This is a genomic window from Sphingomonas sp. BRN-1R (assembly GCF_057748035.1).
This window is the reverse complement of record NZ_CM173236.1, coordinates 2487231-2509056: the sequence shown is the minus strand read 5'-3', so window position 1 is coordinate 2509056 and position 21826 is coordinate 2487231. Positions and strand designations below refer to the sequence as shown.

22 protein-coding genes are annotated in these 21826 nt (G+C 66.4%); 9 read left to right on the top strand and 13 right to left on the bottom strand.

What is annotated here, in order from left to right; translation table 11 throughout:
• Window positions 1-33 precede the first annotated feature (33 nt).
• Window positions 34-918: a bestrophin family protein gene (locus AC3ANX_RS11440; protein WP_488333405.1), complete on the top strand. Its 885-nt coding sequence runs from the start codon at window positions 34-36 to the stop codon at window positions 916-918.
• A gap of 304 nt (window positions 919-1222) precedes the next feature.
• On the opposite strand, the gene rplI is transcribed toward AC3ANX_RS11440, so the two are convergent.
• The 4 genes from rplI to AC3ANX_RS11420 all read right to left on the bottom strand — a co-directional run bounded on the left by rplI (window position 1223) and on the right by AC3ANX_RS11420 (window position 3026).
• A complete protein-coding gene (gene rplI / locus AC3ANX_RS11435; RefSeq protein ID WP_488333404.1) occupies window positions 1223-1819 on the bottom strand; it encodes a 50S ribosomal protein L9 in 597 nt (198 codons plus the stop codon).
• 13 nt (window positions 1820-1832) lie between these two features.
• A complete protein-coding gene (gene rpsR, locus AC3ANX_RS11430) occupies window positions 1833-2057 on the bottom strand; it encodes a 30S ribosomal protein S18 (protein ID WP_010543816.1) in 225 nt (74 codons plus the stop codon).
• Window positions 2058-2070: 13 nt separating this feature from the next.
• Window positions 2071-2496 (bottom strand): 30S ribosomal protein S6, encoded by a 426-nt coding sequence (rpsF, locus tag AC3ANX_RS11425; RefSeq protein WP_488333403.1) that lies wholly within the window; start codon window positions 2494-2496, stop codon window positions 2071-2073.
• 155 nt (window positions 2497-2651) lie between these two features.
• On the bottom strand, window positions 2652-3026 hold the full coding sequence (locus tag AC3ANX_RS11420) for an RcnB family protein (protein ID WP_488333402.1): 375 nt from the start codon (window positions 3024-3026) through the stop codon (window positions 2652-2654).
• Between the two features lie 169 nt (window positions 3027-3195).
• Between AC3ANX_RS11420 and fabD the strand changes: the two genes are divergently transcribed.
• The 5 genes from fabD (at window position 3196) to mltG (ending at window position 7609) form a co-directional block, all read left to right on the top strand.
• Entirely contained in the window at window positions 3196-4131 is a 936-nt protein-coding gene (gene fabD, locus AC3ANX_RS11415) for an ACP S-malonyltransferase (RefSeq protein WP_488333401.1), read from the top strand.
• A gap of 44 nt (window positions 4132-4175) precedes the next feature.
• Window positions 4176-4913, top strand: a complete 738-nt coding sequence (fabG, locus tag AC3ANX_RS11410; RefSeq protein WP_488333400.1) for a 3-oxoacyl-[acyl-carrier-protein] reductase — start codon at window positions 4176-4178, stop codon at window positions 4911-4913.
• Between the two features lie 82 nt (window positions 4914-4995).
• Window positions 4996-5232, top strand: a complete 237-nt coding sequence (locus AC3ANX_RS11405) for an acyl carrier protein (protein ID WP_069207325.1) — start codon at window positions 4996-4998, stop codon at window positions 5230-5232.
• 146 nt (window positions 5233-5378) lie between these two features.
• Complete coding sequence (fabF, locus tag AC3ANX_RS11400) at window positions 5379-6638, top strand: beta-ketoacyl-ACP synthase II (RefSeq protein WP_488333399.1); 1260 nt, start codon at window positions 5379-5381, stop codon at window positions 6636-6638.
• Window positions 6639-6643: 5 nt separating this feature from the next.
• Window positions 6644-7609: an endolytic transglycosylase MltG gene (gene mltG, locus AC3ANX_RS11395; RefSeq protein ID WP_488333398.1), complete on the top strand. Its 966-nt coding sequence runs from the start codon at window positions 6644-6646 to the stop codon at window positions 7607-7609.
• A 62-nt stretch (window positions 7610-7671) separates the two neighbouring features.
• Here the strand turns inward: mltG and eda are convergent, their stop codons facing one another.
• From eda to AC3ANX_RS11355, 8 genes are all read right to left on the bottom strand, one after another.
• Window positions 7672-8280, bottom strand: coding sequence for a bifunctional 4-hydroxy-2-oxoglutarate aldolase/2-dehydro-3-deoxy-phosphogluconate aldolase (gene eda, locus AC3ANX_RS11390; RefSeq protein ID WP_488333397.1), 609 nt, complete (start codon window positions 8278-8280; stop codon window positions 7672-7674).
• Window positions 8277-9245 (bottom strand): glucokinase, encoded by a 969-nt coding sequence (gene glk, locus AC3ANX_RS11385; protein ID WP_488333396.1) that lies wholly within the window; start codon window positions 9243-9245, stop codon window positions 8277-8279. Before glk ends, eda begins: the two co-directional genes overlap by 4 nt.
• The gene (gene edd / locus AC3ANX_RS11380; RefSeq protein ID WP_488333395.1) at window positions 9245-11059 is read right to left on the bottom strand and encodes a phosphogluconate dehydratase; all 1815 of its coding nucleotides are present in this window, start codon (window positions 11057-11059) and stop codon (window positions 9245-9247) included. The genes glk and edd overlap by 1 nt, the downstream gene beginning before the upstream one ends.
• Before the next feature lie 253 nt (window positions 11060-11312).
• Complete coding sequence (pgl, locus tag AC3ANX_RS11375) at window positions 11313-12020, bottom strand: 6-phosphogluconolactonase (protein WP_488333394.1); 708 nt, start codon at window positions 12018-12020, stop codon at window positions 11313-11315.
• 167 nt (window positions 12021-12187) lie between these two features.
• On the bottom strand, window positions 12188-13657 hold the full coding sequence (zwf, locus tag AC3ANX_RS11370; RefSeq protein WP_488333393.1) for a glucose-6-phosphate dehydrogenase: 1470 nt from the start codon (window positions 13655-13657) through the stop codon (window positions 12188-12190).
• A 43-nt stretch (window positions 13658-13700) separates the two neighbouring features.
• Window positions 13701-14630, bottom strand: a complete 930-nt coding sequence (gene argC / locus AC3ANX_RS11365) for an N-acetyl-gamma-glutamyl-phosphate reductase (protein WP_488333392.1) — start codon at window positions 14628-14630, stop codon at window positions 13701-13703.
• Window positions 14627-14887, bottom strand: a complete 261-nt coding sequence (locus AC3ANX_RS11360) for an SH3 domain-containing protein (protein ID WP_488333391.1) — start codon at window positions 14885-14887, stop codon at window positions 14627-14629. The genes argC and AC3ANX_RS11360 overlap by 4 nt, the downstream gene beginning before the upstream one ends.
• A 16-nt stretch (window positions 14888-14903) precedes the next feature.
• Window positions 14904-15260: a MarR family transcriptional regulator gene (locus AC3ANX_RS11355; protein WP_488333390.1), complete on the bottom strand. Its 357-nt coding sequence runs from the start codon at window positions 15258-15260 to the stop codon at window positions 14904-14906.
• Window positions 15261-15488: 228 nt separating this feature from the next.
• Between AC3ANX_RS11355 and secG the strand changes: the two genes are divergently transcribed.
• Window positions 15489-15902, top strand: a complete 414-nt coding sequence (gene secG, locus AC3ANX_RS11350) for a preprotein translocase subunit SecG (protein WP_488336936.1) — start codon at window positions 15489-15491, stop codon at window positions 15900-15902.
• Window positions 15903-16001: 99 nt separating this feature from the next.
• Window positions 16002-17636 carry a CTP synthase gene (gene pyrG, locus AC3ANX_RS11345; RefSeq protein ID WP_488333389.1) on the top strand — a complete coding sequence of 545 codons (1635 nt, stop codon included), beginning with the start codon at window positions 16002-16004 and terminating at the stop codon, window positions 17634-17636.
• Between the two features lie 40 nt (window positions 17637-17676).
• On the opposite strand, the gene AC3ANX_RS11340 is transcribed toward pyrG, so the two are convergent.
• Window positions 17677-20034: a glycoside hydrolase family 31 protein gene (locus AC3ANX_RS11340; RefSeq protein WP_488333388.1), complete on the bottom strand. Its 2358-nt coding sequence runs from the start codon at window positions 20032-20034 to the stop codon at window positions 17677-17679.
• Window positions 20035-20176: 142 nt separating this feature from the next.
• On the opposite strand from AC3ANX_RS11340, the gene AC3ANX_RS11335 reads away from it, so the two are divergent.
• Window positions 20177-21790 carry a DUF5597 domain-containing protein gene (locus AC3ANX_RS11335; protein WP_488333387.1) on the top strand — a complete coding sequence of 538 codons (1614 nt, stop codon included), beginning with the start codon at window positions 20177-20179 and terminating at the stop codon, window positions 21788-21790.
• Window positions 21791-21826: the final 36 nt, after the last annotated feature.

Genomic DNA, 21826 nt, shown 5'->3' with positions numbered 1-21826 from the left:
GCTGCGTATGTTTCGAACCACAATCGAGGGCCTATGATCGTAACTGCCGTGCCGGGCGCCAAGCAGGTGATCCGAGAGATATGGAAGCCGCTCGCCGTGTTGTTCGTGTGGGACGTCACCGTCACCATCACCTATTACGTGCTGCCGTTCCACGCGCCCTCGCTGCCGCTGACATTGTTCGGCTCGGCGCTGGCGCTGGTGCTCGGGTTCCGTAGCAATTCGGCCTACCAGCGCTGGTGGGAAGGGCGCGGGCTGTGGGGGGCGATGATCAACGCCAGCCGCAGCCTTGCCCGGCAAGCGCGCAATTTCCTGCCCGAGGACGCGGTCGATCTCAAGCGGACGATCGTTCTGCGTCAGGTTGCCTACGTCAACGCGCTGCGCTGCCAGTTGCGCCGCCAGAAGCCGGACGAGGACGTGCTGCGCTTCCTCTCCGAAGGCGAGGCGACGCCAGCCTTGCAGCGGACCAACGTCGCCAACGGCATCGTCGACGGCACCGGGCGCCGTATCGCGGCGGCGCGGCGCGAGGGGCTGATCGACACGATCCAGCAGACCGCGATGGAGCAGATCCTGGTCGATATCGCCAACGCGCAGGGCGGGATGGAGCGGCTGAAGAACACCCCGCTACCCAACCAGTACCGCTTCTTTCCGATGGTGTTCACGCACATGTTGTGCATCCTGCTGCCGATCGGATTGGTCGAGACGCTTGGTTTTGCGACCCCGCTCGGCTCGACCATCGCGGGGCTGATGTTCCTCGCCATCCTCGCGATTGGCGACGATCTGGTCGATCCGTTCGCGAACACGCTGCACGACGTACCGCTGTCGGCGATGTGCCGGACGATCGAGATCGATCTGTTGCAGGCGATCGGCGATGCCGCGCCCGAACCGCTCAAGCCGGACAGCAACGGGGTGCTATGGTAGCAGGGCGACACCACCCCGTTCATGGAAGCGCAACCTTTTGGCCGCGGCAGGCATTGAGGCTTCAATCGTTCTTAACGTCTGGAAGACCTGTCATGAACAAGCTCGGCCCCGTCATCCTCGCGCTGATCCCGCTGGTTTTCACCGTAAGTGCGTGCATGGCGACACACTGATCGCGGGTCAGGCCCATCGCCGCGGCGGGCCAGAGCCCCTTGCCACCCGACGCCGGCAGACCAATCGCAAAGAAAAGGGCCGCCCGGATTGCTCCGGACGGCCCTTTTTCATGATACCCGTGCGGGCGAGGGGATCAGCCCTCGGCCTGCTCCGGCGCATCCGAGGAAACCTCGGCGGTTGCGCCCGGCTCGGCGTTGGGATCGTACGCCTCGACGAAGCCAGCCTCGTCCTTCTCGAACATCGCCGCCATGACGTCGACGCCCTGCGACTGCATCTCGGCCTCTTCGGGCGAGCGCGCCACGTTGACCTTGATCGTCACCGACACTTCCGGGTGCAGCGAGACCTTGACCTCGTACAGGCCGATCGCCTTAATCGGCTTGTTGAGCACGATCGCCGACTTCGACACCTTGTGGCCCTCGGCCTCCAGCGCGTCGATCAGATCGCGCACCGCGACCGAACCGTAGAGCTGGCCGGTGTTCGACGCCTGACGGATCAGCGTGACGGTGATGCCGTCGATCGTCTTGGCTTCGGTCTCCGCTTCGCCGCGGCGTGCGGCGTTGTCGGCGACGATGCGCTCGCGGTTCTTCTCGAACACCTTGCGGTTGGCTTCGTTCGAACGAAGCGCCTTCTTGTTCGGCAGCAGGAAGTTACGGGCGAAACCGTCCTTAACCTTCACCACGTCGCCGATGTTGCCGAGCTTTTCGACTCGTTCCAGCAGGATCACATCCATGTGGGTCGCTCCCTTACTTAACGATGTAGGGCAGCAGGCCCAGATGACGGGCGCGCTTGATCGCCTGGGCGAGTTCGCGCTGCTTCTTCGCGCTCACCGAGGTAATGCGCGAGGGGACGATCTTGCCACGCTCGGACACGAAGCCCTGGAGCAGCCGGACGTCCTTATAGTCGATCCGGGGAGCGTCCTTCGCGGAGAACGGGCAGCTCTTGCGGCGGCGGAAAAATGGGCGTGCCATTGTCTATAACTCCTTATTCGCCGTCGAATTCGCGACGCGGGCGCTCTGCGCGCTCACCACGGTCCGGACGATCGCCACGGCCGCCTTCGCGGTCGCCACGACGCTCACGGTCGCGCTCGTTCTTGCGCATCATCACGGTCGGGCCGGCTTCCAGCTCGTCGACCTTGACGGTCATGTAGCGGATGACGTCTTCGTTGATCTGGGTCTGGCGCTCCAGCTCGGCCACGACGTCGCCCGGCGCGTCGATCTCGAGCATCACGTAATGTGCCTTGCGGTTCTTCGCGATCTTGTACGCGAGGCTGCGCAGGCCCCAGGTCTCGGTCTTGACGACTCGGCCGTTGTTGTCTTCGATGATCTTGGTGGCGGTTTCCGCCAGTGCATCCACCTGCGCCTGTGCCAGATCCTGGCGCGCAAGGAACACATGCTCGTACAGAGCCATGTCTTGTCCTTCGTCTTGGCCGATCGCTGACGCCCGCACCATGCGGACGCCCCTCCGGCTGTCGTCGTCTTCAATAGCAACCGGGGCGGAAAGCGTGCGCTTCCCACCCCGGAGTGCGGTTCCTTAGCGATTTTCGCGTCGGAAGCAAGCGTTGCTTAGTTGAACGCGCCTGCCAGCACCGCGCCGATCAGGCCGCCCGAAACTGCGACGAGCACCGCGTCATTGCCCGAGCGGACCCAGTGGTAGCCGCGCGGCGGAGCGTAGAGGCGGCGGCCGCGATAGGCGCGCCAGTCACCGATCTCGCGGTAGTTCTGCGCATAGCGGCGGTCGAAACGCTGGCCCTTGTTCCAGCGGCGATACTGGCCGCGATTGTCGACGACGGTGCGGTTGGTCACGACGGTGCGGCCGTGCGGTCCTTCGCGGACGACCGTCGTGTGCCGCTCGTCATGCCGCTGCGCCTCGGCCGGCGCGATCGCGAGCGGGCTAGCGAGGATCGAGGTTGCCAGCGCGGCGAGGATGAACTTTTTCACGTGTCAGCTCCTGTTTTTCAACGGCGCCTTTCTCCCGGCGTCGAGAACAATCTAGGGTGCGTTTGTCGCAGACCCGTCCCGCCAAACGTACAAAAGCGTCGCAAAGTGTCCCGGCTTGCGTTCGTTCGTTCATCTTTCTAGTCCGGCGCGCTGAGTTGAAGGATGAGAGATGCGCGCATTCATTTTCCCGGGGCAAGGCAGTCAGGCAGTCGGCATGGGCAAGGCATTGGCGGAGGCTAGTCCAGTCGCGCGCGAAGTCTTCCAGGAGGTCGACGAGGCGCTCGGCCAGCATCTCTACCGCTTGATGATCGAGGGGCCGGTCGACGAGTTGATGCTGACCGAGAATTCGCAGGCGGCGATCATGGCCAATGCGATCGCGACGCTGCGCGTGCTGGAGAAGGAAGGCGGCGTGCGGCTCGCCGACAAGGCCGAGTATGTCGCGGGCCATTCGCTCGGCGAATATACCGCGCTCTGCGCAGCCGGCGCCTTCGACCTGCCGACGACGGCGCGGCTGCTCAAGCATCGCGGCCTCGCGATGCAGGCGGCGGTGCCGGTCGGCGAGGGTGCGATGGCCGCGCTGCTCGGTGCCGATCTGGAAAAGGCGCGCGCGATTGCGGAGGCGGCGGCCGAGGGTGAGGTCTGCACCGTCGCCAACGACAATGATCCGTCGCAGGTGGTGCTGTCGGGCGCGAAGGGCGCGATCGACCGCGCGATCGCCGTCGCCAAGGAGCATGGCGCGAAGAAAGCGGTGCTGCTGCCGGTCTCCGCGCCGTTCCACTGCCCGCTGATGCAGCCCGCCGCCGATGCGATGGAAAAAGCGCTCGCCGACGCACGCATCGACGCGCCGCTGATGCCGGTGTTCGCCAACGTGACCGCCGCGCCCGTCGCCGATCCCGACACGATCCGCCGCCTGCTGGTCGAGCAGGTGACGGGCATGGTGCGCTGGCGCGAATCGGTGCTGGCGATGGCGGACACGGGCGTGGATCACTTCGTGGAGTTCGGCGCAAAGGTGCTGACCGGCATGGTCAAGCGCATCTCGCCCGATGCGCAGACGATCAGCGTAGTGACGATGGACGATGTCGAGGCTCTGCTGAAGACGCTTTGAATGTGATGGACTGACCGGCTTCAACCGGCGTGACGGAGACTATGATGTTCGACCTGACTGGCATGACCGCGCTCGTAACTGGCGCAAGCGGGGGGATCGGCTCCGCGATCGCACAGGCGCTGGCGGGGCAGGGCGCGCGGCTGGCGGTGTCCGGCTCCAATGCCGACAAGCTCAACGCGTTTCGTGATACGCTTGGCGGCGAGCATGTCGCCTTGCCGTGCGATTTGTCGGACGGGGCCCAAGTCGACGCGCTGGTGCCGCAGGCGGTCGCGGCGCTCGGCAAGCTCGACATTCTCGTCAACAACGCCGGCGTTACGCGCGACAACCTGATCCTGCGCATGAAGGACGACGAATGGGATCAGGTAATCCGCGTCAATCTCGAGGCCGCGTTCCGGCTGATGCGCGCGGCGGCCAAGCCGATGATGAAGGCGCGTTATGGCCGCATCGTCTCGATCACCTCGATCGTTGGCACCACCGGCAATCCGGGGCAGGCCAATTATGCGGCGTCCAAGGCCGGGTTGGTCGGCATGTCGAAGGCGCTCGGGCAGGAGCTTGCCGCGCGTAACGTCACCGTCAACTGCGTCGCGCCGGGCTTCATCCGCACCGCGATGACCGATGGGCTGCCCGATGCGCAGAAGGACGCGCTGAATGCGAAGATCCCGGCCGGTCGCATGGGCGAGAGCAGCGACATCGGCGCGGCGGTGGTGTACCTTGCCAGCAAGGAGGCGGGCTATGTCACCGGGCAGACGCTGCACGTCAACGGCGGCATGGCGATGATCTGAGCGCCATCTCCCCCTTGCGCGGGGTGAAACCGCGTTCTACGTGCAAACCGGTAATTTGACCACTCATGAGAAGGACATGAACATGAGCGAGACTGCCGATCGCGTGAAGAAGATCGTCGTCGAGCATCTCGGCGTCGAAGCCGACAAGGTGACCGAGGATGCGAGCTTCATCGATGATCTGGGCGCCGACAGCCTCGATATCGTTGAACTGGTGATGGCCTTCGAGGAAGAGTTCGAGGTCGAGATCCCCGACGACGCCGCCGAGAAGATCGCGACCGTGAAGGATGCGATCACCTTCATCGACGAGCACAAGGGCTGATCTGGCGGGCGTCGCCCACAGGCGATGCCCGGCCCGTCGGGGCCTTGAAGAGATAGGATCGGCTCCCCGTCCCAGGGTTTGCTTAGGGGCGGGGAGCCGTTTCGTTTTGAAGCATATTCCTAAGAGCAAGTAGAACGGAGAAGGCCATGCGCCGTGTCGTCGTAACCGGATTGGGGCTCGTCACGCCGCTCGGCGCGGATGTCGAGACCGCCTGGCGCAACATCATCGCCGCCAAATCGGGTGCGGCTACGATCACGCGCTTCGACGCGACCGATTTTCAGATGAACTATGCGTGCGAGGTGAAGCCCGCCGACCACGAGTACGGCTTCGATGCGAACAAGCGCGTCGACCACAAGGTTCAGCGTCAGGTCGATCCGTTCATCGTTTACGGCATCGACGCCGCAGGCCAGGCGATCGAGGACGCCGGTCTCACCGACATGACGGAGGAGCAGCGTTACCGCGCGGGCTGTTCGATCGGCGCCGGCATCGGTGGCCTGCCGGGCATCGAGAGCGAGTCGCTGGTGCTCGCCGCCAAGGGGCCGAAGCGTGTTTCGCCGCACTTCGTCCACGGCCGGCTCATCAACCTGATCTCGGGTCAGGTCTCGATCAAATACGGGCTGATGGGGCCGAATCATGCGGTCGTCACCGCCTGCTCGACCGGCGCGCACTCGATCGGCGATGCGGCGCGGATGATCGCGATGGATGATGCCGACGTGATGCTCGCCGGTGGCGCGGAGGGCGCGATCTGCCCGATCGGCATCGCCGGCTTCGCGCAGGCGCGCGCGCTGTCGACTAATTTCCGCGACGATCCCACCAAGGGCAGCCGCCCCTATGATCGCGACCGTGACGGTTTCGTGATGGGCGAGGGCGCCGGCGTGGTCGTGCTGGAGGAGTATGAACACGCCAAGGCGCGCGGCGCGAAGATCTATGCCGAGGTGATCGGGTACGGCCTGTCGGGCGATGCGTACCACGTCACCGCGCCGCACCCGGAGGGCTCGGGCGCGTTCCGCTCGATGCAGATGGCGGTGCGCAAGTCGGGCCTCGCGCTCGAGGATATCGACTATATCAACGCGCACGGCACCTCCACCCCGCTCGGCGACGAGTTGGAACTCGGCGCGGTGCGGCGGCTGTTCGGCAGCGCGATGGACGGCGTGTCGATGTCCTCCACCAAGTCGGCGATCGGGCATCTGCTCGGCGGCGCGGGCGCGGTCGAGAGCATCTTCTGCATCCTGGCGCTGCGCGATCAGATCGTGCCGCCGACGCTCAACCTCGACAATCCGAGCGAGAATTGCGTTGGCGTCGATCTCGTGCCGCACAAGGCCAAGGAGCGTAAGGTGAAGGCGGTGCTGAACAATTCGTTCGGCTTCGGCGGCACCAACGCCTCGCTTATCATGAAGGCGATCTAGGCTTCGTGCGCAAACTCGGCTGCCTTACGCTGCTGATCGTCCTTGCGGCGGTCGTCGGCTTCTTCGGCGTGCTGCATGTGTGGAGCGGTCGCGGGCCGCTCACGCACAACGTCACCGTCACGGTGGCGCAGGGCAGCACGCTGGCGGCCGCATCCGAGCAATTGCAGAAAGCCGGCGCGATCACCTCGGCGAGCCGTTTTCGCGTGCTCGCCAAGGTGTTGGGCGCGGGCGCGCCGATCAAGGCGGGCGAGTATCGCATCCCCGCGCATCTCAGCCAGTCCGATATCCTGAAGCTGTTGCAGGGCGGCAAGACGCTCCAGCGCTTCATCACGATCCCCGAAGGCTATCCTTCCGTGATGGTGCGCGACGTGCTGATGAAGGCGAGCGAGCTGAAGGGCAATGTCGCCGTGCCGAACGAGGGGACGGTGCTGCCCGACAGTTACAGCTTCGATCGCGGCGACATACGCGCGGGCATCGTCGCGCGTATGCAGAAGGCGATGGACCGCTATCTCGCCGGTGCATGGGCCAAGCGCGCGCCGGGGCTGGTGGTGAGCACCCCACGAGAGGCGCTGATCCTCGCCTCGATCGTTGAAAAAGAGACCGGCAAGCCCAGCGAGCGGGCGATGGTCGCGGCGGTCTATTCCAACCGGCTGCGGCGCGGCATGATGCTTCAGGCCGATCCGACCATCCTGTATCCGCATACGATGGGCCGCGCGCTCGGCCGGCGCATTCCGCCGCCGTGGATCCACGAGGTCAACGCCTATAATACGTACGCGATGGTCGGCCTGCCGCGCGGGCCGATCTGCAATCCGGGGCGGGCGAGCATCGATGCGGTACTCAATCCGGCCAGGTCGAACGCGCTGTACTTCGTGGCGGATGGGTCAGGCGGCCATGTGTTCGCCGACACGCTCGACCAGCACAACGCCAACGTGAAGAAATGGTGGGCCTACCGCCGGGCGCACGGCATCTGACGTCCTCCACCGCAGGCGCGCCCGGGTGATCGGGCCGTGCCTGCGGAAGAATCCGCGACGGATTATGTGCGCAGCGCCACCGCCGCGCGTGCCTTCGCCTCGATCTCCTGCGCGGTGCCGCCGAGCACCCAGCTACCGCCGACGCACAGCACCGGATCGAACGCCAGCCATTCGGGCGCGGTCGCCTCGGTGATGCCGCCGGTCGGGCAGAAGCTGCACTGGTTGAACGGCGCCGCCAGCGCCTTCAATGCGGGCAGGCCACCCGCCGCCATCGCCGGGAAGAACTTGAAGTGGGTGAGGCCAAGGTCGAGCCCGAGCATGATGTCGGCCGAATTGGCGGTGCCGGGCAGGAACGGCACGCCGCTGTCGACGATCGCGCGGCCCAGCCGCTCGGTCAGGCCGGGCGAGACGATGAACTCGGCGCCCGCGTCCATCGCCTGTTCGAACTGACCGGTGTTGATGACGGTGCCCGCGCCGACGATCGCGCCCGGCACCTTCTTCATCTCGCGCATCGCGTCGAGCGCGGCGGGGGTGCGCATCGTCACTTCCAGCACGCGGATGCCGCCGGCGACGAGCGCCTCGGCCGTCACCTTTGCGGTGGAGGCATCGTCGATCACGATCACCGGGATCACGGGTGCGATCAGCATCAGGTCGCGGACGGTATAGCTCATTGGTGATGCTCCTGCGCAAAAGCGGCCGCGGCGCCGAACAGGCCGGGCTGGGGATGGGTGATGAGTTTGACGGGAAGCGCCTGCATCATCGCGCGGAACCGGCCCTTGGCGGCGAACCGCTCGGCGAAGCCCGACCGCACGATGTGATCCTTGATGCGCAGGCCAAGCCCGCCCGCGATGACGACGCCCTTGGCGCCGTGGCAGATCGCGCGGTCGCCGGCGGTTGCGCCGAGCGCGAGGCAGAAGCGATCGAGCGCGGCGAGCGCGAGGCTGTCGCTGCCCTCCAGCGCCATTTGCCAGATCGCCTTGTCGTCGAGCCGCGGCACCGGCCGCCCATCGATCTCGGCGAGCGTCTCGTAGATCGCGACGATGCCGGGGCCGGACACGACGCGTTCCGACGATACGCGGCCGTGCGACTTGCGCAGCCGCTGGAGCAGCGCGTCCTCGAAACTGTCGAGCGGCGGGAAGTCGCTATGCCCGCCCTCGGTTTCCAGCACATGATAGCCGCGCTTCTCGCGCAGCACCTGCGCGACGCCGAGCCCCGTGCCCGGGCCGACGATGGTGATGATGCCATGATCGGGCAACGGCACGTCAGGGCCGGTGATATGTTCGAACATCGTGTCCGGCACCTGCGCGACGGCATGGCCGACCGCGCCGAAATCGTTGACCAGCACGAAGCGGTCCACTTCGAGCCGCTCCTTCACCAGCCCGCGCCGGATGATCCACGGGTTGTTGGTGAGCTTGATGAGATCGCCGTCGACCGGTGAGGCCACGGCGATGGCCGCTGCGCGCGGGGCGGGGCGGTCGAGCGTCTTGCCGAACGCCTGCCATGCGGTTTGCAGCGAGGCGTGCTCGGCGGTCTTGAGCGTCACCGGCTCGCCGAGCGAGACGACGCGGCCGCCCTCGACCTCGGCGATGGCGAAGCGGGCGTGGGTTCCGCCGATATCGACTGCGACGACTTCCATTACAGCATCCCCGCGAGAACGGCCGAAGCGCCTTTTTCCGCCTCGTTCGAGAGCGAGCGGAACATGCCGAACAACTCACGCCCCATGCCTTGCGCGGGCGGCGGGCCTTCGACCGGCTCGCGCGCGTCCCACTCGGCGGCATCGACCAGCGCGACCAGTTCGTTGCTCTCCGCCGACATGCGCACCACGTCACCGTCGCGCAGTCGCGCGAGCGGACCGCCGCCCAGCGCCTCGGGCGTGCAATGGATCGCGGCGGGCACCTTGCCGCTCGCGCCCGACATGCGCCCGTCCGTCACCAACGCAACGCGGTAGCCGCGGTTCTGGAGCACGCCGAGCGTAGGGGTGAGCTTGTGCAGTTCGGGCATGCCGTTGGCGCGTGGACCCTGGAAGCGGACCACCACCACCACGTCGCGGTCGAGTTCGCCCGCCTGGAACGCGGCCTGCACCTCGGCCTGCGTCTGGAAGATGCGGCAGGGTGCCTCGATCGTCCAGCGGTCGCGCTCGACCGCCGACACCTTGATGCAGGCGCGGCCGAGATTGCCGGCGAGGATGCGAAAACCCCCTTCCTCGGAGAAGGGCATCGCCGCGGGGCGAAGGATCGTCTCGTCGCCGCTCGCGCCGGGATCTTCCCAGACGAGGCCGTCGCCCGCGACCACCGGGCGCTTGCCATATTCGGTCATGTCGCCGGTGCCGACCGTCAGCAGATCGCGGTGAAGCAGCCCGGCATCGGCCAGTTCGCGGATCACGAAGGGCATGCCGCCGGCATCCTCGAAGCCGTTCACGTCGGCCGAGCCGTTCGGATAGACGCGCGCGATCAGCGGCACGACGCGCGACAGGCGATCGAAATCCTCCCAGTCGATGACGATGCCGGCAGAGGCCGCCATCGCCGGCAGGTGAATCATGTGGTTGGTCGAACCACCGGTCGCGAGCAGGCCGATCGCGGCGTTGACGATCGCCTTTTCATCGACGCAATGCCCGATCGGGCGGTAATCGTCACCGCCCCAGCCGATCTCCGCAAGGCGGTGTACAGCGGCGCGGGTGAGTTCCTGGCGCAGCTTGGTGCCCGGGTTGGCGAACGCCGCGCCGGGGATGTGGAGGCCCATCATCTCCATCATCATCTGATTCGAATTGGCGGTGCCGTAGAAGGTGCAGGTGCCCTTGGAGTGATACGCCGCGATCTCGGCGTCGAGCAGGTCTTCGCGGCCGACCTTGCCTTCCGCGAACGCCTCGCGCACCGCCGCCTTCTGCTTGTTCGGGATGCCGGTCGGCATTGGGCCGCCGGGGATCAGGATCATCGGCAGATGGCCGAAGCGCAACGCGCCGATCAGCAGGCCCGGCACGATCTTGTCGCAGATGCCGAGCAGCGCCGCACCCTCGAACATGCCGTGGCTGAGCGCGATCGCGGTCGACAGCGCGATCGTGTCGCGGCTGAACAGCGACAGCTCCATGCCGGCATAGCCCTGCGTCACGCCGTCGCACATTGCCGGCACGCCGCCCGCGACCTGCGCGGTTGCACCCGCTTCGCGCGCCCAGACCTTCATCTGTTCGGGATAGCGGTAATAGGTCGCGTGCGCGGACAGCATGTCGTTGTACGAGGTGACGATGCCAATGTTCATCGCCCTCGCGGTGCGCATCTCGTCGCGATCCTCCTCGGTGCCGGCATAGGCATGGGCGAGGTTGGCGCAGCTGAGACCGGGCCGCGCGATATGCTGGTCGCGCTCACGCTCGATCAGCGCGAGATAGGCGTCGCGCGTCGGTTTGGAACGGCTGATGATCCGGTCGGTAACGGCCGCGATCTCGGGATGGAGCGTCATGGTCTGGTTCCCTTGGGGGGGGATGCGCCCCTTTATCGCGCGTTGCCGGCACGAAGAACAGAGGGGCGATACTTGTAAGGCTCAGGCTGCGGTAATCAGCGTTGTCCGTTCGTCCCGAGCAGCAAACGCGTAGAGCCGCCGGCCCGTATCGAGATGAGCAGATCGGGTGCCGCGAGGCCAGCCATGCTTCGATACGGGCTTTCGATACGCCTTCGACTACGCGGTTCCTGCTCGGCAGGATCAGTTCGCCGCGTTACGGCGCCCAGTGGATGTCGGCGGGCAGTTCGGCCGCCGCCAGCACCCGGCCGATCGGGTACTTCGAGGACGGACCCTGCTTGATCGCGGTTTCGATCACCTTGCGCTTGGCGTCGCCGGTGACGGCGAGCATCAGCGCGCGCGCCGAGGTGATCGCGGCGAGGCTGAGCGTCACGCGTGCGACGGGTGCCTCGGCGGGCAGCGGATCGGGCATCACGCCGAGCGCGCGACGCTCCTTGGGGCCGTTCACGGCTTCGTCGAAGTCCGGGCCGGGCAGGATCGAGGCGGTGTGCCCGTCGCCACCCACGCCGAGCAGGCAGAGATCGAGCGGCCAGTGCAGATCGCCCAGACGCGCGTCGGCGGCCTTGCCCGCCGCCTTGTAATCCTTCGCCGCCTCGCTGATGAGCGGGATGACGCGTGCGCCCTTGGGAATGAAGAACTTGCCGATCGCGGTGACGTTCGACAGCGGATCGCCCAGCGGTACGATGCGGTCGTCGCCGGGGATGATCGTCACGCGCTTCCAGTCGAGCTTGGTTGCCGCGAGATTCTCGTAGATCGGCATCGGCGTCTTGCCGCCAGCGAGCGCGATGACGGCCGCGCCCCGTGCGTCGATCGCGCTTTCGATGATGAAGGCGATGTCGCCCGCGACGGCGGCTGCCATCTCGGCGGCGTCGTCATAATCCCACCATTCGACTTCGTCGGTCATGTTTTACTCCTGAATCTCTTGCACCGTTCGTCCCGAGTAGAGACCGAGCTTGTCGAGGGCTCGTATCGAGGGACACGCCCCTGGCGCAATCCCTCGATACGCCATCTCGACAAGCTCGATAGCTACTCGCGACGAACGGCTTGATATTGTCGCCGGTTCAATCCCGCCTAGTCGTCCTGCCAGGTCACCCCGTCGCGCTCGGTCAGCGCGATCGCGGCGCTCGGACCCCAGCTTCCCGAAGGGTAGCTTTTGGGCTTGGTGTCGTTGGCGTCCCAGCCGGCGCGGATCGCGTCGATCCAGCTCCATTGCGCCTCCACCTCGTCGCGGCGGACGAACAATGTCTGATCGCCCTCGATCAGGTCGAGCCACAACCGCTCGTAAGCGATCCGGCGCGGCTTGCCCGCGAAGGCGGTGTCGAGGCTGAGGTTGAGCGGCAGCTCGCGCAGGCGGATGCCCTCGCGGTCGAGCCCGGGCTCCTTCGCCATCACGAGGATCTGGATATATTCCTCGGGCTGCAAGCGGATTACCAGCACGTTGGGCTGGAGCATGCCGCCGCGGTTGCGGAACATCGAATGCGGCACCGGCTTGAACTGGATCGCGATCTCGCTGCGCCGCGTCGTCATGCGTTTGCCGGTGCGGATGTAGAAGGGCACGCCCTGCCAGCGCCAGTTGTCGACATGCGCCTTGATCGCGACGAACGTCTCGGTGGTAGAAGGCTGGCCGAGTTCGTCGATATAGCCCTTGACGATCTCGCCCTTGACCGCGCCCGAACCATACTGGCCGGTGACGGTCTGCGAAGGCACGTCTTCAGGCGCGATCGGGCGCAGCGAGCGGAACACCTTGGCCTTTTCGTCGCGGATGGCGGTGCCGTCGAACTGCGCGGGCGGCTCCATCGCGACCAGAGCGAGCAACTGGAGCATGTGGTTCGCCACCATGTCGCGCAAAGCACCCGCGCCGTCGTAATAAGAGGCGCGATCCTCCAGCCCGACCGTCTCGGCAATCGTGATCTGGATGTTGTCGATGCCTTGCGCGTTCCAGATCGGTTCGAAGAACGAATTGCCGAACCGCAGCGCCATGATGTTCTGGACGGTTTCCTTGCCCAGATAATGATCGATGCGGAAGATCCGGTCCTCGCTGAACGCGGTGGCGACCGTGTCGTTAATCTCCTTGCTCGACGCGAGATCGTAGCCGAGCGGCTTTTCGAGGCCGATCCGCACCGTCTCGCCGGCAAGCCCGGCCGAAGCCAGCCCTTTGATGACCGGCTCGAACAGCGAAGGCGCGGTCGACAGGAAGATCGCCAGCCCGCCCGACACGTCGCCGACCTTCTCGGCGAGCGCCTTGTAGCCCTCGACGTCCGACGCGTCGTGCGGCTGATAGCCGAGTCGCGTAAGGAAGCTCTTGATCTTGTCCGCGTCCTTGCGGTCGTCGGGCAGGAACTGGTTGAGCGCCTTTTCCGCGAATCTCTGATAGTCCGCATCGTCATGCTCGGCGCGCGCGGTGCCGGTGATGGTCAGCGCCTCGGGCAGCAGACCGTCGGCATGGAGGCCGTAGAGCGAGGGCAGCAGCATGCGCTGGGCGAGATCGCCCGTTGCCCCGAACAGCAACAGCTTGGCCACTGGCTGACGCGTTCCCGGCATTAGACGATCTCCTTGGTTCGGCAGCGAAACGAATCGGTGCCGCTTAAAGTGTAAGCCCGGCCACGGGGTCCAACCCCGCCATGAGATTGAGGTTCTGCACGGCCGCGCCCGCCGCGCCCTTGCCGAGATTGTCGAGCGTGGCGATCAGCCGCGCCTGACCGGTCTCGGCATTGCCGCACACGCGCAGGGTGAGCCGGTCGGTGCCGGCATCGTCTTCGATCGCGACCAAAGTGGCGTCGCCATCGGCGACACGCACCACCGGCGAGGTCTTGTACGCCTCCCGCAACGCCGCCTCGCACGCCGCAAGCGTCGGGCGGCGCGGGAAGACGTGGAGCGGCAGCGGCACTTCGACCAGCATGCCGCGATAGGTGTTCGCGACCGTGGGCATGAAGATCGGCGCATGTTCGACGCGCGCGTGCTTCTGCATCTCCCCGACATGCTTGTGCGCGAGCGCGAGGGCGTAGGCGCGGGCGGCAGGGCTGGGCGCGCCGTCCTCATATTCCGCGATCATCGCCTTGCCGCCGCCCGAATAGCCCGACAGCGCATTGACGCTGATCGGCCAGTCGGCGGGGATCAGCCCGGCGCGCACCAGCGGCCGCACCAGAGCGAGGAAGCCGGTCGGATAACAGCCCGGATTGCTGACGCGGGGCGCGGCGGCGACCGCATCGGCCGCACCCGGCTCCAGCTCCGGAAAGCCGTAGGTCCAGCCATCGGCGGTGCGGAACGCGGTGGAGGCGTCGATCACGCGGGTGCGATCGTTGGCGATCAGCGACACCGCCTCGCGCGATGCGGCGTCGGGCAGGCACAGGATGACGAAATCGGCATCGTTGAGCGCTTCGGCACGCGCCTTTGGATCCTTGCGGCGATCCTCGTCGAGGATGATCTGCGTGAGATCGGCACGCCCGGCGAGCCGCTCGCGGATCTCGAGTCCGGTGGTGCCCGCGGCACCGTCGATAAAGACGCGCACGCTCATGCGCCGATCCTCGCCAGCGCGGTCTCGTCGAGATAGCCGACCAGCCCGCATTCGGGCGCCTTGCCCCAGGCGTTGCCACCGGCGAGTTCGAACACTTCGAACACCGCGCGTGGGGCAAGCGCGGTCAGCACGTCCGAATCACCCTCGCGCGACGCACGCAAGTCCGTCTCACGCGCGATCACCATGATGACGGGGGCGGCATAATGCGGTGCGAACACCCGGTCGGCCAGCCGCACGTCGGCCAGATCGCGACGCACCGCGTTGAAACGCGGATCAATCGCGACCGAGTGCCCCGACAGCGCGAAGCTCCTGCGGGGCGGCCCTGCGGGGCTTTGGCTGCTCTGTATCGCCGATAAACTGGCCGAACTCTTCAAGAAAATCTGCCCCTTCGGACGTTTGCGCAATGAAGATATTGCGCTTGTCGGTATCGTCCCGTTGGCGCCGCAGATAGCCGAGGGAGCCGAGCCTATTCAAGGCGCGCGTGACGACGGGTTTGGAAACATTCAGAACCCTGGCCAGACCGCGCACGGTATGCGGGCCGGGCGTAAGATAAACGAACAGGAGCAGCGCCATCTGACGGTTCGTCAGGTCAGGTTCACCTGACCGGACATAGTCGACCAGCGCTTGCATCCAGCTATCGAGCGAACGATTGAATACAGAGGCCACGGCGAGACTTTCTGTTAAGCAACGCGTGCATCCCGCGCTCCGGGATGCTCATGGTTAGTAACGATCCGCATTCGCTCTGGTTTCAGTGCGTGCCCGAAATGTCTTGAGGCGCGCGTGGCGGCGGTTGATCGATCGCCGATGCCGGCCTATGTGCGCCGCTTGAATGTCCCCGCAGGGTTATCCGATTTCATGCTGTTCCAGTTCATCCTCGTCGTTCAGGCCATCATCGCCGCCATGCTGGTGGGGGTGATTCTCGTGCAGAAGTCCGAAGGCGGCGGGCTCGGCATGGGCGGCAGCCCCTCGGGGTTGATGTCGGCGCGCGGCGCGGCGGATTTCCTCACCCGCGCGACGACGGTGCTGGCGACGTTGTTCATCGTGTTCAGCATCACGCTCGCCGTGCTGGCGGCGCGCGGCCATACCTCCAAGATCGACACGACGCTGGCCCACGGCACGCCGGCACCGGCCGCGCAATTGCCGGTGCCGGGTGCGCCTGCCGACGATTCGGGCGCGCCGTTCTCCTCGGCGGCCAAGCAGGCGATCGGGTCGGGCAACACGGCGGCTCCGGTCGTCCCGGCTGACAACAACAGCGTCCCGCTCGCCAAGTAAGCGGACGCCCGCGCGGGAGGGCTCCTCCCGCTTTTTTCATAATCGGCCGGAGTCGCGCGCTTGTCGCGCCACGGCGTTTGACGTTAGGCGTTTTCTCCCATGGCGCGGTTTATCTTCATCACCGGCGGCGTGGTTTCCTCGCTCGGCAAGGGTCTCATGGCGGCGAGCCTCGCGGCTCTGTTGCAGGCACGGGGCTATCGGGTGCGAATCCGCAAGTTCGATCCGTATCTGAACGTCGATCCGGGCACGATGTCGCCGTACCAGCACGGCGAGGTGTACGTTACCGACGATGGCGCGGAGACCGACCTCGACCTCGGCCATTACGAGCGCTTCACCGGCGTCGCATCCCGCCAGTCGGACAACATCACCTCGGGCCGGATCTATCAGCAGATCATCACGCGCGAGCGGCGCGGCGACTATCTCGGCGCGACCGTACAGGTGATTCCGCACGTCACCGACGCGATCAAGGAGTTCGCGCAGGCGGAGACCGACGATCTCGACTTCGTGCTGTGCGAGATCGGCGGCACGGTCGGCGATATCGAATCGCTGCCGTTCATCGAGGCGCTGCGCCAGCTCAAGAACGATCTCGGCCGCGGCCAATCGATCAGCGTCCACGTCACTCTGGTGCCCTATATAGCCGCGGCGGGCGAGCTGAAGACCAAGCCGACCCAGCACTCGGTGCGTGAGCTCGCCGCGCTCGGCGTGCAGCCCGACGTGCTGGTATGCCGCTGCGAACAGCCGCTGCCCGAGAGCGAGCGCGCCAAGATCGCCTTGTTCTGCAACGTGCCCAAGGAAGCGGTGATCCCAGCGCTCGACGCCCGGAGCATCTACGCGGTGCCCGCGCAATATCATGCCGAGGGGCTCGACAGTGCGGTGCTCAACGCCTTCGGCATCGCGCCCGGCAGCGCGCCCAATCTGTCTCGCTGGACCGACATCATGGACCGCGTGGCCAATCCCGAGGGCGAGGTTACCATCGGCGTGGTCGGCAAGTACGTCGGCCTCCAGGACGCCTACAAGTCGCTCAACGAGGCGCTCGTCCACGGTGGCATCGCCAATCGCGTCAAGGTCAACGTCCAGTGGATTGACGCGGAACTGTTCGAGGCCGAGGACAGCGATATCGCCGCCAAGCTCGAACCGATGCACGCGATCCTCGTGCCCGGCGCGTTCGGGTCGCGCGGCGCGGAGGGCAAGATCGCCAGCGTCCGCTTCGCACGCGAGCGGCGGGTGCCGTATCTCGGCATCTGCTTCGGGATGCAGATGGCCTGCGTCGAGGGCGCGCGCGATCTCGCCGGGATCGCGGAGGCGAGCTCGACCGAATTCGGTCCGACGCCCGAGCCGGTGGTCGGCATGATCACCGAGTGGATGAGCGAAGCCGGCATCGAGAAGCGCGAGGAGGGCGGCGATCTCGGCGGGACGATGCGATTGGGCGCGTATGAGGCGAAGCTCGACGGCAACAGCGTCGTCGCCTCGATCTACGGCGGCGAGACGATCTCCGAACGCCACCGCCACCGTTACGAGGTCAACACCGCCTACCGCGAGGCGCTCGAGAAGGGCGGTCTCGTGTTCAGCGGGATGTCACCCGACGGCATGCTTCCCGAGATCGTCGAGCGGCCCGATCATCCGTGGTTCGTCGGCGTGCAGTTCCATCCCGAGCTGAAGTCCAAGCCGTTCGACCCGCACCCCTTGTTCAAGAGCTTCATCGAAGCGGCGGTAAAGCAGAGCCGCTTGGTCTGAGGCCACCGGCCGGGGCGGACCGTCGTCCGCCCCGCCGGGCTCAGTTGCGGTCGCTCTGCACGACCTGCACCAGCCTGGCCGGATCCTGACCGGTCGGCAGTCGCCCCGAGGACGACAGCCGCTGCGTCGCGTCGTCCCAGTGCAGCGTGGCGGTGGTGCCGCCGCCGTGCTGATAGCGGTTGGTCACGCCATCGTCGTCGTACAATGTGAAGCTCGCGTTGCGCCCCGGATAGACACGGATGCTGTCGAGCGGCTGGCGCGTCGCGGTGCTCGGCACCTGCACCCCCATCGGCACGATCGAGCCGGCGCGCACAAACAGCGGGATCTTGTCGATCGGCGCGGCCGCCTTCACCGTCTGACCACCGGTGTAGCGGTGGTTGGTCCAGTAATCGTACCAGTCCGCACCCGCTGGCAGATAGACATCGCGGCTGGTGACCCCTTGCGCGGTGACGGGGGCGACGAGGAAGGCCGGGCCGAACATATATTCGTCGCCGATCGTCGCGACGGCGGCGTCGTTCGGGAAGTCCATGAACAGCGCGCGCATGAACGGTGCGCCGGTCTTGTAGGTCTGATAGCCGAGCGCATAGAGGTACGGCACCAGCGCGTACCGCAGCTTCAGGAAGTTGGCGAGCACCGGCTCGGCGGCGGCACCATAGTTCCAGATCGCGGTGGCAGGGCGCTGGCCGTGGATGCGCAGCGTCGGCGTGAAGCTGTTGTAGGCGAACCAGCGCGTGAACAGCTCCGGATAGTCGGTGTACGAAGGCGGCATCGCGGTCGCGCCGGCGGGATCGAGCAGGACGGGATGCTCGGCCTTGGGGCCGGAGGGATCCTGCCAGCCGCCGGTGTCGCTGCTCCAATAGGCGAGGCCCGTCGCGGTGAAGCCCAATCCGGCGGGCACCTGCCGGCGCAGCGCCTCCCAGGTCGATTGCACGTCGGACGACCAGAACAGCGCGCCGTTGCGCTGCGTGCCGAGATAGGCGGCGCGCGACAGGATCAGGTTGCGCATGTCCGGCCGGTCGCGCGCGGAGCCTTCGGCGACGCTGCTGGTGTGCACGAGCGGGAACAGATTGTGATAGCGATCGCCCGAGCCGATCGAGAAGAAATGGCCATCGGGCACCAGATCGGGCTCGGTCTCGTCGAGCCAGAACCAGTCGAAGCCCTGGCTGGCGATATTGTCGCGGATCCTGTCCCAATACCATGCGCGCGCATCGGGGTCGGTCGAATCGAGCAGCGCGCCCGCGCGGTCGGCGCGGACCGGCAGGCCGTCCACCACGCTGCCGTCCTTGTCGTGGAGCAGCCAGCCCTTGGCGGCGAGCATGTTGTAATAGCGCGATTCACGTTCGAAGCGCGGCCACACGCTAACAATCGAATGCATGCCCATAGCCTTCAGCGCGTCGTTCATGCCTTTGGGATCGGGGAAGAACGTGCGGTCGATGTCGAGCTGCCCCATCCGCGTCCAGTAGAACCAGTCGAGCACCATCACGTCGAGCGGCAGGTTGCGCTTGCGATAGCCCTGCGCGACGTCGAGCAGCTCGGCCTGACTCTCGTAGCGCGCCTTGGACTGGATCAGCCCGAACGCTGCCTTGGGGGGCAGGGGGGTGCCGCCGGTCAGCTTTGCATAGCCGGCGTAGAGTTGGTCGGTGGTGTCGCCGGTGATGACGAAGAACGACACGCGCTCGCCGACCTTCGACTGCCAGTGCGTGTTGTTGTGCAGGCCCGGCGACACGGTCGTCACCGAGGCATTGTCCCACACGATGCCGTAACCCTTGTTCGTCACCATGAAGGGCACGCAGACGCTCTCGCCTGCGGGGGCATCGTAATAATGCTCGCAGTCGATCGTGCGGCCCTTGAGATCGAGCACGCCTTCCTGGTTCTGGCCGAGCCCGTAATAATGCTCGCCCGGCTGCACCGCGAAACTGGCGCCGACGTGGAAGGTCTTCTCGCCGTTCACCTGGGCGGGGGCCATCTCCCAGCCGGTCATCTCGGCGATGGTGTGGCCGTCCGCGCCGCGCACGACGAGGCCGACATGCGGCAGCGACGGCGCGAAATAGCGCTGCATCTGCGTTGGCGCCTTGGGCCACGGCTCGGCGTTGACCGTGAGCGACAGCGCGGGCGAGGCGAACACGTCGCCGCTTGCATCGCTGCGGTGCGTCCAGCCGGTCGCGTCGGGCTTGGCGTCGGGACCGTCGCCGGGCGGGGCGTCGGCGAGGGTACGGTCCATCGCGATGGTGACGCGCACGATGTTGGGCGCATAGGGTTCGACCGAAACGCTCGCGCCGTTGCGATCGAGCGAGGCGAGCGGCGCGGCAAGCGCCGGCGTGGCGAGCAGCGCCAGCAGCGAGGCCCCGGCGGCGAACACGGCGCGCGCCGCCCGTCGCGTGTGCAACACCGTCTTCATCGTCTCTCTCCCGGACACAGCTTGTTCGTCGATAATTTTCACTTATGATATCTTCATTCACCAGCGCAAGTGACGTTGCGCGTCGGCGGTGTTTGCATTCCTGAAGCCGACGCGGCCGCCAAGATAGACCAAGGGAGGGGTTATGAAGATCGCCATCACGCTCGCGCTGCTGGCCGCGGCCACGCCGGTCGCGGCGCAGGAGACGCCGCTGCCGCGTGTGGAGACGCACGGCGGGCGGCACACGCTCATCGTCGACGGCAAGCCGTTCCTGATGCTGGGCGGGCAGGTCAACAATTCGAGCAACTATCCCGCCGCGCTGCCGGCGGTGTGGCCCCTGCTCGATCGGATCAACGCCAACACGGTCGAGGTGCCGGTGGCGTGGCAGCAGATCGAGCCGGTCGAGGGCAAGTTCGACTTCAGCTTCGTGACATCGCTGCTCGATCAGGCGCGCACGCACGACAAGCGCGTGGTGCTGCTGTGGTTCGGGACGTGGAAGAACACCTCGCCCGCCTATACGCCCGATTGGGTGAAGCTCGACAACCGCCGCTTCCCGCGCATGAAGACGCGCAGCGGCGCCGATCACGGCACACTGTCGGCGATGTTCCGCGCCACGCTGGAGGCGGACAAGCGCGCGTTCGTTGCGTTGATGCGGTATCTCAAGGATCACGACCCGCAGAATACCGTCATCCTGGTCCAGCCCGAGAACGAGACCGGCAGCTACAGCAACCCGCGCGATTACGGCGCGGCGGCGAATGTGGAGTTCGCCAAGCCGGTGCCGGCGGCGCTCGCCAGGGCGCTGGGCAAGCCGGCGGGTACGTGGAGCGCGCTGTTTGGCGCTCAGGCGGACCGTGCGTTCAACACCTGGCACACGGCGGCGTACGTCAACGAGATCGCGGCGGCGGGCAAGGCGGTGAAACCGCTGCCGATGTACGTCAACGCGTCGCTCGCCGGGCCGTCGAACGTGCCCGACCCGGACGGCGTGGCGAGCGGCGGCCCGCAGCAGGACGTGCTGCCGATCTGGAAGGCGGCTGCGCCCGCGATCGATTTCGAAGCGCCCGATATCTACGACGGCAAGGCGCCCAACGTGATCGCCTATCTCGATGCCTATGCCCGCCCCGACAACGCGCTGATGGTGCCCGAGATCGGCAATGCCGAGGGCTTCGCGCGCTTCTTCTGGCCGGCGCTGGGTCGCGGGGCGATCGGCTACTCGCCGTTCGGCATGGATGAAACGGGTTATTCCAACTATCCGCTCGGCGCGAAGACGCTGGACGCGGCCACGCTCGGCGCGATCGCCGACAAATATGCGCTGTTCGCGCCGATCGCGCGCGACTGGGCGAGCCTTGCCGCGACGCATCCGATGTGGGGCGTGGCCAAGGGCGACGACGGCGCGGCGCAAACCACGACGATGGGCGACTGGACGATCACCGCGAGCTTCGGCGAATGGCAGTTCGGCCAGAAAAGCTGGACGTGGATCAAGGCGGACAAGCCCGACTGGGCGGATCGCCCGGTCGGCGGCGGCGTGGTCGCGCAGCTATCGGCGGACAGTTTCCTGCTCGCGGGCGATTACATCCGCTTCCAGTTCGCCGGGCGCAACGGCGGGCCGGCGAACGGCATGATCGTGCGCGTCGAGGAAGGGACGCTCACCGATGGCACATGGGTGACGAGCCGGGTGTGGAACGGCGACCAGACCGACTATGGCATCAACATCACCGATCGTCCGGTGATGCTGCGCGTGACGATGGGGCATTATCGGTAGGGCGGCGGCGGCCTGATCCAAATCCCTACCCGTTCG

Excerpts from the sequence above, each read along its gene's own strand:
- eda (WP_488333397.1), bottom strand. The coding sequence starts at position 8,280 with ATGAGCTATACCGTCCGCGACCTGATGCTGATCGCACCCGTGATCCCG.
- rplI (WP_488333404.1), bottom strand. The coding sequence starts at position 1,819 with ATGGATGTGATCCTGCTGGAACGAGTCGAAAAGCTCGGCAACATCGGC.
- rpsF (WP_488333403.1), bottom strand. The coding sequence starts at position 2,496 with ATGGCTCTGTACGAGCATGTGTTCCTTGCGCGCCAGGATCTGGCACAG.
- pyrG (WP_488333389.1), top strand. The coding sequence starts at position 16,002 with ATGGCGCGGTTTATCTTCATCACCGGCGGCGTGGTTTCCTCGCTCGGC.
- rpsR (WP_010543816.1), bottom strand. The coding sequence starts at position 2,057 with ATGGCACGCCCATTTTTCCGCCGCCGCAAGAGCTGCCCGTTCTCCGCG.
- edd (WP_488333395.1), bottom strand. The coding sequence starts at position 11,059 with ATGACGCTCCATCCCGAGATCGCGGCCGTTACCGACCGGATCATCAGC.
- fabG (WP_488333400.1), top strand. The coding sequence starts at position 4,176 with ATGTTCGACCTGACTGGCATGACCGCGCTCGTAACTGGCGCAAGCGGG.
- fabD (WP_488333401.1), top strand. The coding sequence starts at position 3,196 with ATGCGCGCATTCATTTTCCCGGGGCAAGGCAGTCAGGCAGTCGGCATG.
- argC (WP_488333392.1), bottom strand. The coding sequence starts at position 14,630 with ATGAGCGTGCGCGTCTTTATCGACGGTGCCGCGGGCACCACCGGACTC.
- AC3ANX_RS11335 (WP_488333387.1), top strand. The coding sequence starts at position 20,177 with ATGAAGATCGCCATCACGCTCGCGCTGCTGGCCGCGGCCACGCCGGTC.
- fabF (WP_488333399.1), top strand. The coding sequence starts at position 5,379 with ATGCGCCGTGTCGTCGTAACCGGATTGGGGCTCGTCACGCCGCTCGGC.
- AC3ANX_RS11340 (WP_488333388.1), bottom strand. The coding sequence starts at position 20,034 with ATGAAGACGGTGTTGCACACGCGACGGGCGGCGCGCGCCGTGTTCGCC.
- AC3ANX_RS11405 (WP_069207325.1), top strand. The coding sequence starts at position 4,996 with ATGAGCGAGACTGCCGATCGCGTGAAGAAGATCGTCGTCGAGCATCTC.
- AC3ANX_RS11355 (WP_488333390.1), bottom strand. The coding sequence starts at position 15,260 with ATGCAAGCGCTGGTCGACTATGTCCGGTCAGGTGAACCTGACCTGACG.
- glk (WP_488333396.1), bottom strand. The coding sequence starts at position 9,245 with ATGGAAGTCGTCGCAGTCGATATCGGCGGAACCCACGCCCGCTTCGCC.
- zwf (WP_488333393.1), bottom strand. The coding sequence starts at position 13,657 with ATGCCGGGAACGCGTCAGCCAGTGGCCAAGCTGTTGCTGTTCGGGGCA.
- pgl (WP_488333394.1), bottom strand. The coding sequence starts at position 12,020 with ATGACCGACGAAGTCGAATGGTGGGATTATGACGACGCCGCCGAGATG.
- AC3ANX_RS11440 (WP_488333405.1), top strand. The coding sequence starts at position 34 with ATGATCGTAACTGCCGTGCCGGGCGCCAAGCAGGTGATCCGAGAGATA.